This is a genomic window from Streptomyces sp. 15-116A, from assembly GCF_025290915.1.
Lineage (GTDB): Bacteria > Actinomycetota > Actinomycetes > Streptomycetales > Streptomycetaceae > Streptomyces.
The window spans coordinates 1-11980 of the sequence record NZ_JAOCQE010000014.1; the positions used below are offsets into that span (position 1 = coordinate 1).

At 70.9% G+C, this 11980-nt stretch carries 12 protein-coding genes; 4 read left to right on the plus strand and 8 right to left on the minus strand.

The features are described 5' to 3' along the window. Positions 1 to 309: LacI family DNA-binding transcriptional regulator (locus tag N4P33_RS04740; protein ID WP_260824939.1), on the minus strand; the 309-nt coding region annotated here is incomplete at its 3' end. A gap of 111 nt (positions 310 to 420) precedes the next feature. Between N4P33_RS04740 and N4P33_RS04745 the strand changes: the two genes are divergently transcribed. Beyond that, on the plus strand, positions 421 to 1584 hold the full coding sequence (locus N4P33_RS04745; RefSeq protein ID WP_260824940.1) for a Gfo/Idh/MocA family protein: 1164 nt from the start codon (positions 421 to 423) through the stop codon (positions 1582 to 1584). An 11-nt stretch (positions 1585 to 1595) separates the two neighbouring features. Here the strand turns inward: N4P33_RS04745 and N4P33_RS04750 are convergent, their stop codons facing one another. Continuing rightward, on the minus strand, positions 1596 to 2207 hold the full coding sequence (locus N4P33_RS04750; RefSeq protein ID WP_260824941.1) for a TMEM175 family protein: 612 nt from the start codon (positions 2205 to 2207) through the stop codon (positions 1596 to 1598). Between the two features lie 50 nt (positions 2208 to 2257). Beyond that, on the minus strand, positions 2258 to 3280 hold the full coding sequence (locus N4P33_RS04755) for a LacI family DNA-binding transcriptional regulator (protein ID WP_260824942.1): 1023 nt from the start codon (positions 3278 to 3280) through the stop codon (positions 2258 to 2260). 252 nt (positions 3281 to 3532) lie between these two features. Here N4P33_RS04755 and N4P33_RS04760 point away from each other — a divergent pair, with 252 nt between their 5' ends. Beyond that, a complete protein-coding gene (locus N4P33_RS04760) occupies positions 3533 to 4537 on the plus strand; it encodes a Gfo/Idh/MocA family oxidoreductase (protein ID WP_260824944.1) in 1005 nt (334 codons plus the stop codon). Positions 4538 to 4599: 62 nt separating this feature from the next. On the opposite strand, the gene N4P33_RS04765 is transcribed toward N4P33_RS04760, so the two are convergent. From N4P33_RS04765 to N4P33_RS04785, 5 genes are read right to left on the minus strand one after another with little or no spacing between them, the layout of a single operon-like run. Further along, on the minus strand, positions 4600 to 5619 hold the full coding sequence (locus N4P33_RS04765; protein WP_260824945.1) for a Gfo/Idh/MocA family protein: 1020 nt from the start codon (positions 5617 to 5619) through the stop codon (positions 4600 to 4602). Positions 5620 to 5640: 21 nt separating this feature from the next. Then, the gene (locus N4P33_RS04770; RefSeq protein WP_260824946.1) at positions 5641 to 6543 is read right to left on the minus strand and encodes a sugar phosphate isomerase/epimerase; all 903 of its coding nucleotides are present in this window, start codon (positions 6541 to 6543) and stop codon (positions 5641 to 5643) included. Between the two features lies 1 nt (position 6544). Further along, positions 6545 to 7456, minus strand: coding sequence for an ATP-binding cassette domain-containing protein (locus N4P33_RS04775; RefSeq protein WP_260824947.1), 912 nt, complete (start codon positions 7454 to 7456; stop codon positions 6545 to 6547). 5 nt (positions 7457 to 7461) lie between these two features. Further along, the gene (locus N4P33_RS04780; RefSeq protein WP_260824948.1) at positions 7462 to 8538 is read right to left on the minus strand and encodes an ABC transporter permease; all 1077 of its coding nucleotides are present in this window, start codon (positions 8536 to 8538) and stop codon (positions 7462 to 7464) included. After that, positions 8538 to 9557: a sugar ABC transporter substrate-binding protein gene (locus N4P33_RS04785; protein ID WP_260824949.1), complete on the minus strand. Its 1020-nt coding sequence runs from the start codon at positions 9555 to 9557 to the stop codon at positions 8538 to 8540. The genes N4P33_RS04780 and N4P33_RS04785 overlap by 1 nt, the downstream gene beginning before the upstream one ends. A 364-nt stretch (positions 9558 to 9921) precedes the next feature. On the opposite strand from N4P33_RS04785, the gene iolC reads away from it, so the two are divergent. Together iolC and N4P33_RS04795 are read left to right on the plus strand one after the other, a co-directional pair. After that, positions 9922 to 10908 (plus strand): 5-dehydro-2-deoxygluconokinase, encoded by a 987-nt coding sequence (iolC, locus tag N4P33_RS04790; RefSeq protein ID WP_260824950.1) that lies wholly within the window; start codon positions 9922 to 9924, stop codon positions 10906 to 10908. A gap of 192 nt (positions 10909 to 11100) precedes the next feature. Beyond that, the gene (locus tag N4P33_RS04795; RefSeq protein ID WP_260824951.1) at positions 11101 to 11976 is read left to right on the plus strand and encodes a deoxyribose-phosphate aldolase; all 876 of its coding nucleotides are present in this window, start codon (positions 11101 to 11103) and stop codon (positions 11974 to 11976) included. Positions 11977 to 11980: the final 4 nt, after the last annotated feature.

An 11980-nucleotide genomic window follows, 5' to 3' on the forward strand; every position in this document is an offset into this window, starting at 1 on the left:
GCGGTTCAGACGGGCGTCGGAGAGCAGCATCCGCAGACCGCTCGCGTGCAGCAGGGAGTTGAGGCCGTCGAGCAGATCGACGTACCAGGGATTGCGCAGGTCGTTCAGGAGCACGCCGACCGTGCGGGTGCGCCGCTCGCTCAGGCTGCGCGCGGCGGCGTTGGGCCGGTAGCCGAGCTCGCGCGCGGCACGCAGCACGGCGTCGCGTTTCTCCGGGCGCACCTGGTCGGAGCCGCGCAGGACCAGCGAGACCAGCGACTTGGACACCCCGGCCCGTTCGGCCACGTCACGGATCGTCGGCGGTCTCATGGCATGGACCGTTCCATGGGCGGCGCGGGGTTGTCAAAGGCTTGACACCCTCACCTGAAGCCCTCCAGGGTGGCCTGGACAGCTTCTGGAACGGTCCAAGTAGGGGCGCTCATGGTGGATACGCTCGGTGTCGCCGTCGTCGGGTTCGGCTGGATGGGGCGGGTGCACACGCAGGCGTACGCGCGTGTGCGGCACCACTATCCGCGGCTCGCCGTGCGCCCGGAACCGGTGACCGTCGCTGACGAGGTGCCGGGCCGGGCCGAGGAGGCCGCCGCGCAGTTCGGGTTCGCCTCGACGAGCCGCGACTGGCGTGAGGTGGCCGCCGATCCACGAGTCGAGGCGGTGAGCATCACCGCGCCGAACTTCCTGCACCGGGAGATCGGCGTCGCCATGGCCGAGGCCGGCAAGCACCTCTGGATCGAGAAGCCGGTGGGCCTGAGTTCCGAGGACGCCCGCGCGGTCGCGGACGCGGTGGCGAAGGCGGGCGTCCAGGGCGCGGTCGGCTTCAACTACCGCAACGCTCCGGCCGTGGAGGCGGCCCGCGATCTGATCGCCTCCGGGGAGATCGGCACGGTCACGCATGTCCGCTTCCGGCTGTTCAGCGACTACGCGGCTCATCCCGAGGGCGCGCTGACCTGGCGGTACGAGCGGGAGCGGGGCGGCAGCGGGGTGCTGGGCGACCTGGCCTCGCACGGCGCGGACCTGGCCCGCTTCCTGCTCGGCGACATCGCCTCCCTGGCCGCGGACACCGCCGTCTTCGTGCCGGAGCGGGCGCGGCCCGTGGGCGCCACGGCCGGTCACTCCCGCGCGTCCGGCGGCGAGCCGGGGCCGGTGGAGAACGAGGACTACGTCAACTGCCTGCTGCGCTTCGCCTCCGGTGCGCGGGGCGTGCTGGAGGCGTGCCGGGTGTCGGTGGGCGAGCAGAACAACTACGGCTTCGAGGTGCACGGCACCAAGGGCGCCGTCTTCTGGGACTTCCGCCGGATGAACGAACTGGGCGTCAGCCGCGGCACGTCGTACCAGGACCAGCCGGTGAGCACGGTGTATGTCGGTCCGGGCGCCGGTGAGTTCGGCGCGTTCCAGCCCGGGGCGGCCAACGCCATGGGCTACGACGACCTGAAGGTCATCGAGGCCCACCGCTTCCTGCGCTCCGTCGCGGAGGGCGTCCCGCACGGCGCGACGCTCGCCGACGCGGTGGCCGCGGCCGCCGTACTGGACGCGATGGTGCGCTCGGCGGCGGACGGCACGTGGGTGACGGTGGAGGGCGCTTCCTGACGGGTGGGCCGTCAGCGGGCCGCGACCTCCCGGCGTCCCAGCCAGACCTTGACCGGCACCAGCACCAGCCACCACCACATGGCGGCGGGCCCCATGAGCAGGGCCAGCGGGATGGTCACCAGGAACACCGCCACCGTCGATCCCATGTCGAGGGCGGAGTAGGTGGCGTTGCGCCGCGGCTGCTCGTCGCCGCACAGCCAGGGGCGCCGGGTGATGACGAGGAGCAGGACGAGGTGAACGGTGCCGAGGGAGGCGACCGTCGCCGCGTAGACGACGACCGAGACGGTCTCGTGGCCGTAGTCCGAGACCAGGGTGGTGGGGAAGGGCAGCAGTGCGGCGAGCCCCAGGCCGAGCATGGTCAGGAGGACCACCTGGGCATCCACCTGCCGCACACCGCTGAAGATCATGCGGTGGTCACGCCAGAACCCGGCCAGCACCCCCAGGCTGATCCCGTAGGCACCGAGGTTGGGCAGCACCTCGCGCAGGGCTTCGTGGTAGGCCGCGGAGTCCAGTCCCGGCGGCACGGACAGATCGAGGACGAGCAGGGTGATGGCGATGGCGAAGACGCCGTCGGCGAGCGTCACCAGCCGCTCGGGCCCGCCTTCCGGGGTGGGTTTCCTCATGCGCACGACGGTATGCAGCAGGGGCAGGCTCGGGCCTTCGTGACACGGCGTCACCCCGTGGGCATGTTGTACGGCGTCACCACCTGGATCGGCGACGGCAGGGTGGGTCCGGCGGGCGGCAGGGCGCCGTGGGCGCGCATCACGAGATGACAGGCTTCGCGCAGATCATGGCGCAGATCGTGGTGGAGCACGGCGGACAGGCGGTGCTCGCGCAGCAGCCGGGTGTTGTCCTGGTCGAGGTCGTGGGCGATGAACACGGCGCAGGCGCGTCCGGCGTCCTCGAAGGCGCGGAGCGTGGCGACGTTGCCGCCGCCGATCGAGTAGACGGCGCGGATGTCCGGGTCCCGGTCCAGGGCGGTCCGTACGAGGTCGTACTGCGTGGCGTCCAGGCCCTGCCCCTCGGCGATCTCGACGAGGGTGTGCTCGGGGTGCCGGGCGCGCATGGCGCTGCGGAAGCCCATCTCGCGCTCCTCCTCGTTGCGGAAGAAGCCGCTGCTGAGGCTGGTGAGGACATGGGCGGGACGGTCGTCGAGCCACTGGCCCACGAGGTACGCGGCGGTGGCGCCCGCCGCGCGGTTGTCACTGCCGACGTAGCCGATCCGGGCGCTCGCGGGCAGGTCGGTCACCAGCGTCACGACCGGGATGCCCGCCGCCGCGAGGCGTCCCACGGCGGCGGTGATCTCGGGGACGTCCGGCGCCTTGAGGATCACGCCCTGGGAGCCGCGCCGGGCGATCCGGTCGAGGGTGGCGACCAGGTCCGCCACGGGTCCCGTCTCCCGGAAGTGGAAGCGGGAGCGGACCACCGCCGGGTGCAGGGACGGCAGTTCGGCCTCCAGCGCGGCCCGTACGGCGGTGGAGAACCGCTGCGGGGACTGCATCACGATGTCCACCATGAACGTACGGCCGACGAGGCGGACCTGGGTGCGCTGCCGGTCCAGGTCGGCGATCGCCCGGCGCACCTCCTGCGCGGTGCTCTCCCGCACGCCACCCCGGCCGTTGAGCACCCGGTCGACGGTGGCCTCGCTCAGCCCTGCCTGACGTGCGATCTCCCGGATCGGGAAGGGGTGGCCCATGCGCCGGCTCCTGAGGGGTTTTTGATGGCTCGCTGCTGGTTGTTCGAGGGGTTTGTACTGACAAGAATGGCAGAGCCGCGTCGCTCAGTGACCCGAAAGGACGAGGCTGCGCGAGCGGTTCTGGCTTCTCGGGTGAGGGGTTGCCGCGCGGTGTCGTTGGTTGTCTGCGGGTTTGTTGTGGCTGGTCGCGCAGTTCCCCGCGCCCCTGTGGGGCGCGTTGTCATCAACCCTCGTTCAAGGAGTCGGACTTTTATGCGCATCGGAATTCTCGGGCTTGGTCGGATCGGTGCTTTTCATGCCGAGACTCTTTTCGGGCTCGACGTCGTCGACTTGCTCGTCGTCTGTGATCCGGTCGCGGATGCCGCCAAGGCCGCCGGCGAGCGGTTCGGGGCCGACGTCGTGGATTCGGCCGAGGCTCTGCTGGACGCCGGGGTGGACGGTGTGGTCGTGGCCGCCGCCACCGACGCCCATCCCGCGTTGATCCTCGCCGGGGTCGACGCCGGGGTGCCTGTGTTGTGCGAGAAGCCTGTTGCCAGGACCATGAGCGAGGGTGTCCAGGTGCTCAAGGCCGTCGCGGGGCGGGACGTGCCCGTGCAGATCGGGTTCAACCGGCGTTTCGACGCCGGGTTCGTCGCCGCGCGCGACGCCGTGCGGAGCGGGGAGCTGGGCACCTTGCACACCGTGCGGTCGACCACCCTGGACCCCGCTCCCCCGCCCGCCGCCTACATCGCCGCCTCCGGAGGCATCTTCCGGGACTGCTCCGTGCACGACTTCGACATCATCCGCTGGGTGACGGGCCGTGAGGTGACCGAGGTGTACGCGGTCGGCGGCAACCGGGGCGCCGACTACATCAGGGCGGCGGGCGACGCCGACACCACCGGCGCGGTCCTCACCCTGGACGACGGGACCATCGCGGTGGTCTCCAACTCCCGTCACAACGGCCGGGGTCACGACGTCCGCATGGAGATCCACGGGTTCGAGGACTCCGTCGCGGTCGGTCTGGAGGACAAGCTGCCGCTCAGGTCGGTGGAGCCGGGCGTGACCTTCCCCGCGGGCACCCCGCACGACTTCTTCATGGACCGCTTCGCCGACGCCTACCGCGCCGAACTCACCGCGTTCACCGAGGTCGTGGCCGGCACCCGGCCCTCACCCTGCACGGTCGCGGACGCGCTGGAGGCCGGCTGGATCGCCGAGGCGTGCACCCTGTCACTGCGCGAGCACCGGCCCGTGAGGGTCGAGGAGGTGCGGGAGGGGTGAGCGAGACGTGAGAAGGGCCCGCCCCCTGCTCGTCGGGGGGGGCGGGCCCTTTGCGTCTCGGGTCAGCGGTAGAGCTGCGGCTTCTCGACGAGGTCGACCTCCACCCGGCCGCCCTCCTCCAGTGCCCGTATCCCCGCCTCGCAGACCGCGGCCGCCGCGTAGCCGTCCCAGGTGCTGGGTCCGGTGACCTCGCCGCGGCGGGTGCTGTCGACCCATGCCTGGAGTTCGTCGTCGTAGGCCTGGGCGAAGCGTTCGGTCCAGTCCTGGGTGATGGTGCCGCCCCAGCGTCCTGCCATGTGGGTGATCAGGGCGTGGCCGTCGCCGATGCGGGCGGTGCCGCGTTCGCAGACCGCCTCGGCCTGGACCTGGTAGCCGAAGCCGCAGTTGACGAAGATCTCGACGTCGGAGATCGCGCCGCCGTCGGTCTCCAGGACGACGAACTGCGGGTCGCTCAAGCCCTCCGGGGCGCCGCCCGACGGGGTGGGGCGCAGGACGGTGACAGCGCTGATCTCGTGGCCGAGCAGCCAGCGCGTGGCGTCCACCTCGTGGGCGACGGAGTCGCTGATGAGCATGGAGCTGGTGAAGAACGGCGGGCTGGCGACGTTGCGGTGGCGGTTGTGCAGCATCAGGGGGCGCCCCAGCTGACCCGTGCTGAGCAGTGCCTTCAGGCGTACGTATTCGGTGTCGTAGCGGCGCATGAAGCCGACCTGCACGCGGCGGTGGCCGAGGGCCTGTTCGGCTTCCAGGACGCGCAGCGCGGACGCCGCGTCGGGGGTGAGCGGCTTCTCGCACAGCACGGGCAGATCGCGTTCGAACGCGGCGAGCAGCGCGGCCTCGTGGGCCGGGCCCGGGGAGGCGATGAGGACGGCGTCGACGTCGGCCGCCGCCATCGCGGCGGCCGGGTCGGTGTGGGCGGTGCAGCCGTCGATGCCCGCGGCCACGGCTTTGGCGCGTTCGGCGTCGATGTCGGCCACGGCGGCGACCCGGGCGCCGCTGATCACGCTGTCGATACGGCGTACGTGGTCGGCGCCCATGCGGCCGGTGCCGATCACGGCGATGCCCAGTGGCTCGCGTACGGTCATGGCGTGCTGGCCCTTCGGTCGTCAGGCGCCGCAGGAGCGGAGGAAGGTGCGGGTGCGGACCGCGATCGGCAGTGGCTTGTCCGGCTCGCACGGGTACATGTCCTGCTCGACGATGGCGAACAGGTCCACGCCCAGCTTCTGGGCGGCGGTGAGGACCGGGCCCAACTCGGGTACTCCCGACGGGGGTTCGCACATGACGCCGCGCTGGACCGCAGGTCCGAAGGGGATCTCGTTCTTCACGACGTCGGCGAGGATGTCCGGGTCGACCTGCTTGAGGTGCAGGTAGCCGATGCGTTCGCCGTAGGTCTCGATCAGCTTGACGCTGTCGCCGCCGCAGTAGGCGTAGTGCCCGGTGTCCAGGCAGAGGTTGACGACATCCGAGTCGGTGGAGTCGAGGAAGCGCTCGACGTGTTCCTCGGTGTCGATGTGGGTGTCGGCGTGCGGGTGGACGACGATGTCCAGGCCGTACGTCTCCCGCACCTCGCGGCCGAGGCGTTCCATGCCGCGGGTGAGGTGGCCCCACTGCTCGGTGGTGAGCTCCGGGGGTTCGAGGATCTCGGCGGTCTTGTCGTCGCGCCAGAAGGACGGGATGACGACGAGGTGCTTGGCGTCCATGGCCTGGGTGAGGGCGGCGACCCGGCTGACCTGCTCCCAGGTGGCGTCCCACTCGGAGGGGCCGCGGTGCAGTCCGCAGAAGATGGTGCCTGCGGACACCTTGAGGTTCCGCTGGTTCACCTCGTCGGTGAGGCGGGCCGGGTCGGTGGGGAGGTAGCCGTAGGGGCCGAGTTCGATCCAGGAGTAGCCGGCCTCGGCGACCTCGTCGAGGAAGCGCTGCCAGGGCACCTGCCGGGGGTCGTCGGGGAACCAGACGCCCCAGGAGTCGGGGGCGGAACCGACCCGGATGCGGTCGAGCGCGAGGGCCATGTCAGGACTTTCCTTCCGGGGACGCGGCGGCGGGGGCCTGGAGGTCCGTCTCCTCGGGCAGTTCCTCGACGTCGACGCCGCGGACCTGCGCCAGTTCGTGCTTGAGCGCGGCGAGTTCGGCGCCGCCGGCCATGTGGTTGGTGAGCTCCTCGAGGCTGACCTCGCTGCGGTCGGCGGACAGCTCCAGGGTGCCCAGGCGCAGCACGTTGAAGTGGTCGCCGACCATATAGGCGTGGTGCGGGTTGTGGGTGATGAAGATGACGCCGAGGCCGCGGTCGCGGGCCATGGCGATGTACTTCAGGACCACGCCGGACTGCTTGACGCCGAGGGCGGCGGTCGGCTCGTCGAGGATGAGGACGCGGGCGCCGAAGTAGACGGCGCGGGCGATGGCGACGCACTGGCGCTGACCGCCGGAGAGCGTGCCGATGGGCTGCTCCATGTCGTCGAGGACGATGCCCATGTTGCGCAGTTCCTCGTCGGCGGTCCTCTTCATGCGGTCGATGTCGAGGCGGCGTACGGGCCAGGGGCCCTTGGTCATCTCGGAGCCGAGGAAGAAGTTGCGCCACACCGGCATCAGCGGGACGACGGCGAGGTCCTGGTAGACGGTGGCGATGCCCCTGTCGAGCGCCTCGCGCGGGGTGGAGAAGCGCACCGGTTCGCCGTCGACGAGGAACTCGCCCTCGGTGTGCTGGTGCAGGCCGGAGATGATTTTGATGAGGGTGGATTTTCCGGCGCCGTTGTCGCCGAGGACACAGGTCACCTTGCCGGGGTGGACGGTCAGGTCGACTCCGTGCAGGGCGCGGATGTTGCCGTAGGACTTGCCGGCGCCGCGCAGTTCGACCAGGGGGCGGTCGCCGTCCGGCGCGGTGTCCTTCAGGGCGGTCCCGTGGGTGCCGGTGGTCTTGTCGGTCATTGCGGTCACCTCCGGGTCGCCGTGCGCTGGACCCACAGATTGATGAGGACGGCGCCGAGCAGCATCACGCCGAGGAAGGCCTTGAACCAGTCGGGGTTCCAGCCGGCGTAGACGATGCCCTGCTGCACCATGCCGAACATGAACGCGCCGAAGACGGGGCCGATCGCCGAGCCGGCGCCGCCGGTGAGCAGACAGCCGCCGATGACGGCCGCGGCGATGTAGATGAGCTCCTGGCCGACGCCCTCGCCGGACTGCACGGTGTCGAAGGAGAACAGGTTGTGCATGCCGACGAACCAGGCGCCGAAGCCGACCAGCATGAACAGCGAGATCTTGGTGAAGGTGACGGGGACGCCGACCGCGCGGGCGGACTCCTTGTTGCCGCCGACCGCGAAGATCCAGTTGCCGTACTTGGTGCGCAGCAGCACCCAGGTGGCGAGGGCGGCGAAGACCAGCCACCACACCACGGTGATCTTCACCTGGACGCCGGCGACGTCGAAGCTGGAGGCGAAGATCGCCTTGGCCTGGTCGAAGCCGTCCATGTCGCTGATGCTGTCGGTGGCGACGTTGCCGGTGACCAGCTTGGTCACCGCGAGGTTGACGCCCTGCAGGATCAGGAAGGTGCCGAGGGTGACGAGGAAGCTGGGCAGTCCCGTCCTGATCAGCAGCCAGCCGTTGAACAGGCCGATGCCCAGCGACACGATCAGGGCGACGATCACACCCACCCAGACGTTCAGGGTGAGCTGGTAGCTGAGCATGCTCGCGGTGAGCGCCGAGGTGATCACCGCGACGCCGGCCGAGAGGTCGAACTCGCCGCCGATCATCAGCAGGGCCACGGGCAGCGCCATGATCCCGATGGTCGACGACTGGTACAGGATGTTGGCGAACGAGCTGCCGTCGCGCACGGGCGGGGCGGCGAACAGGAAGAACACCAGGACGGCCACGGCACCGAGGAACACCCCGACCTCGGGCCGGGCGAGCAGGCGCAGCGCCGGCGGGCGCCGCGTGGTCCGGCCGTCGGACTGCTTCGGGCCGCCGGCCGGCGGTGTGGTCACCGCCGGCTCAGCCTGTCGCGTCATGCTCATCACCGAGTGCCCTTCGCGGCGAACTCGGAGACCGCGTCGACGTTGGACTTGTCGACGAACGCCGGGCCGGTCAGCACCGGCTGCTCGCCGCCGCCGCTGTAGTTGCCGTTGTTCTTGTAGAGCCACAGGCCGTCCACGGCGAGGTAGCCCTGGAGGTAGGGCTGCTGGTCGACGGCGAACTGGATGTCGCCGTTCTTGATCGCCGAGGTCAGCTGCTTGTTGAGGTCGAACGTGGCGACCTTCGCCTCGCTGCCCGCGTCGCCCGCCGACTGCACCGCGGTCGGCGCGAAGGGGGCGCCGAGGGTGACGACGTAGTCGATGGAGGGGTCCTGCTTGAGCTTGGCGGTGATCGTCGACTTCACGGACGGCATGTCGGTGCCGTTGACGTTGAGTATCTGGGTCTTGCCCTCGAAGGTCTTCTCGACGCCGGCGCAGCGCTGGGTCAGGCCGACGTTGCCCTGCTCGTGGATGACGCAGACGGCGTTCTTCGCGCCGACCTCGTTGAGCTTCTTGCCGAACGCCTCGCCCGCGACGGACTCGTCCTGGCCGAAGAACTCCAGAAGGCCGAGCTCCTTCCAGTCGCTGAGCCCGGAGTTGAGGCCGACGACGGGGATGCCGGCCGCCTCGGCCTTGCCGATGACGCTCTTCAGCGCGTCGGGCTTGGCGAGGGTGACGGCGATGCCGTCGACCTTCTGGTCGATGGCGTTCTGCACCAGGTTGGCCTGGTTGCCGGCGTTCGGGTCGGCGGAGTAGACGAGCTTGATGTTGTCCTTGGCGGCGGCGGCCTCGGCGCCCTTGCGGACGATGTCCCAGAAGGTGTCGCCCGGCGCCTGGTGGGTGACCAGGGCGACCGTCATCCGGGGCGTGTCGGCCTTGCCCGCCGAGGCGTCGGCTCCGCCCTCCTCGGCCTTCTTGCCGCCGGAGCCGCTGGAGCAGCCGGCGAGGGTCAGGGCAGCTGCCGCGGCCACGGCGACGATCGGCGCGACTCTGCGGGAGCGGATGTGAGAAGAGCGGTTCATCTGTCCTGCACCTCACTGTGCTACGCGGGGAAGGGGCGGGGGCTGCGGATCCCGGGGGTACCGGGCCGGAGCCACGGAGTCCGGATCGTTGTGCCGGAGTCCGGCTCGTGCGGCCGGAGTCCGGGTCGAGTGCCAGGGAGAACGGCTGTCGTGCTGGGACCGGATCCAATCCCCTGACGCGTTCTCTGTCAATACTTTGTTAAGACATCATTTCACGAGCTAGTCCGAATGTAAGTACAAACTATTGACAGCGCCGCCCTCGGAGACCTACACCTGGGAGGCGGCAGGTCCCCGGAACACGCCCCCCCCCGTGGCAGGGCGCCCTGGGACCCGCATCCCCAAGAGTCTCGAGGAGCGTCGCTCAATGGCCGACTCACCACAGTATTTCGACCTGATCACCATGGGGCGCATCGGGGTCGACCTTTACCCCCTGCAGACCGGAGTGCCCCTGTCGCAGGTCGAGACGTTCGGCAAGTTCCTGGGCGGCTCGGCCGCCAACGTCGCCGTCGCCGCCGCCCGCCTCGGCCGCTCCACCGCGGTGATCACCCGAACCGGCGACGACCCCTTCGGCGTCTATCTGCACGAGGCCCTGAAGGACTTCGGCGTCGACGACCGCTGGGTCACCCCGGTCGCCGCGTACCCGACGCCGGTCACCTTCTGCGAGATCTTCCCGCCGGACGACTTCCCGCTCTACTTCTACCGCCGCCCCAAGGCCCCCGACCTGGAGATCCACACCGGCGAACTCGACCTGGGCGCGATCCGCGCGGCCGGCATCTTCTGGATCACCGGCACCGGGCTGAGCGAGGAACCGAGCCGTTCCGCCACGCTCGACGCGCTGCGGGCCCGTGCGAAGGGCGGCACGACAGTCTTCGACCTCGACTGGCGGCCGATGTTCTGGCGCGCCCCCGACGAGGCCCGCCCCTACTACCGCGAGGCCCTGCGCCACGCCACGGTCGCGGTCGGCAACGTCGACGAGTGCGAGATCGCCACGGGTGTCCGTGAGCCCGCCGCGTGCGCGGAGGCGCTGCTGGCGGCCGGGGTGGAGCTGGCGGTCGTCAAACAGGGGCCCAAGGGGGTGCTCGCGGTCCACCGTGACGGGACGAGGGCCGAGGTGCCGCCGGTGCCGGTGGAGGTGGTCAACGGCCTCGGTGCGGGCGACGCCTTCGGCGGCTCCCTGTGCCACGGCCTGCTCTCCGGCTGGGACCTGGAGAAGACCATGCGCCACGCCAACGCCGCCGGCGCCCTCGTCGCCTCCCGCCTCGCCTGCTCCTCCGCGATGCCGACACAGGAGGAGATCACCGACCTCCTGGCCCACGCGACGCCGGGCGCCCCGGAAACGAGCCGGCCGTGACGGCAGGTCCCCGGACACGGCACTCGGGCCCGGCTGCCGTACGACTGCCGCCTCGCCGGGCGCCACACCCCGCACCACCACCGCCTCGTCGCCGGACGGCGCACGCGGAGCGCGTCCCGCGCGCGTCGCACCTGAGCCGCGTTGCCGGTTCCGGCGAGTCGGCCGAGTCTCAGTTCTGAACGGAGCCCTTCCTTGAATCTCAGCATCGCCGACCTCACCACGGTCCGGGCCCGGCACCCCGAGGCCGTCGCCGAGGCCGCCGCGCGTCGGGTGCGCCGGCCGCTGCTCGGTGACAGCGGGCGGCTGATGATCGTGGCCGCGGACCATCCCGCCCGGGGCGCGCTCGGTGTCGGCGGCCGACCGCTGGCGATGGCCAACCGCGCCGACCTGCTGGAGCGCCTGTGCGTCGCGCTGTCCCGGCCCGGTGTCGACGGGGTGCTGGCCACCGCCGACATCCTGGAGGACCTGCTGCTGCTCGGGGTGCTGGACGACAAGGTCGTCATGGGGTCCATGAACCGCGGCGGCCTCGCGGGCGCGGCCTTCGAGATGGACGACCGGTTCACCGGCCACCGCGCCGAGGACATCGAACGGCTCGGCTTCGACGCGGGCAAGCTGCTGGTCCGTATCGACTACGACGACCCGGGCTCGCTGGCCACCCTGGAGTCCACCGCCCGCTCCATCGACGCCATGGCCGCACGCCGGCTCCCGGTGTTCGTGGAGCCGTTCATCTCCCGCCGCGTCGACGGCCGGGTCCGCAACGACCTGTCGGCCGAGGCCGTGACCCGGTCCATCGCCATCGCCTCCGGCCTCGGCGGCACCTCCGCCTACACCTGGCTGAAGCTGCCCGTCACCGAACACGCCGACGACATGGCGGAGGTGCTGGGCGCCTCCACGCTGCCCGTGGTGCTGCTGGGCGGCGAGGTCGGCGATCAGGAGGCGGCGTACGAGCGGTGGGGCAAGGCGCTGCGGCTGCCGACCGTGCGCGGTCTGGTCGTCGGCCGGTCGCTGCTCTACCCGGCGGAGGGCAGTGTGGAGCAGGCGGTGGACACGGCCGTCGGCCTGTTGTGAGACG